At 64.3% G+C, this 985-nt stretch carries 1 protein-coding gene and 1 pseudogene; both read left to right on the forward strand.

The genetic code is table 11. From position 1 onward, the window contains the following. Positions 1-82: 82 nt before the first annotated feature. A pseudogene (locus tag JL475_RS39140) lies at positions 83-325 on the forward strand (Tn3 family transposase); the annotation flags it as partial. A gap of 210 nt (positions 326-535) precedes the next feature. After that, positions 536-913, forward strand: coding sequence for a VOC family protein (locus tag JL475_RS39145; RefSeq protein WP_202282949.1), 378 nt, complete (start codon positions 536-538; stop codon positions 911-913). The last annotated feature ends 72 nt before the right edge of the window (positions 914-985 follow it).

Consider the following 985-nt stretch of genomic DNA (forward strand, 5'->3'; position numbering starts at 1 on the left):
AGCTGCGCGGCGCCATCATCTGGCTGCGCAGCCTTGCCCCCGCCACATGATCACGATCCCGAACAGGCCCTAGTTCGGATAAGACCAGATCGGCGCCCTGGCCCTGGTCCTCAACGCCCTCGTCCTCTTCAACACCAGGTACATGGACGCCGCGGTGAACGAGCTGCGGGCGGACGGCTTCGACGTCCGTGACGAGGACGTGGCCCGCCTCTCGCCGTTCGTGCGGCACCACATCAACATGCTCGGCCGGTACTCCTTCCAGCTTCCCGACTTGCCGGACGGCCTGCGTCCGCTGCGCGATCCGGACGCCACCGACGAGGAATGACCCAGGGTCCCTCGCACCGCCGGATGGGAGGACCCTGGAGATATGGCCAGGAGGTACGTCCGGCGGTAAGGCAATGTGGACTTCCTCGGATGACGCCTCGACAGCGTGAGCGTTGCTGTTTAGGATCACGGGCACGGCGTCGCGTGTCGGTCACCGGCTGGGTGAGGCATGGAGGTGCCCGTGAGATTGCCTTGCGGAGGCATTCCACACATGTCAGTTGAGTTGAATCACAGCATCATCCATGCCCGGGACAACCGGGAGTCGGCCGAGTTTCTGGCGCACATCCTGGGGCTTGAGGTCGGGACCGAGTGGGGCCCCTTCATTCCCGTGGCCACCGGCAACGGGGTCACCCTGGACTTCGCCACCATCCCGCCGGCGGAGTCGATCGTCATGCAGCACTACGCGTTCCTCGTCTCCGACGAGGAGTTCGACGCGGCCTTCGCGCGAATCCAGCAGGCCGGAATCACGTACTACGCCGATCCGCATCTGAAGCAGCCTGGAGAGATCAACCACCACCACGGTGGGCGCGGCCTGTACTTCATGGATCCGGCCGGGCACGGCATGGAGATCATCACACGGCCCTATTAGGGCTTTGTTAGGTGCCCCGGCTGATCCTTGTCGGATAGGGTGTGATCTTCTTTCGGGTGTGACACCGGAGGA

The sequence above is a fragment of the Streptomyces sp. M2CJ-2 genome, from assembly GCF_016757295.1.
Classification (GTDB): domain Bacteria; phylum Actinomycetota; class Actinomycetes; order Streptomycetales; family Streptomycetaceae; genus Streptomyces.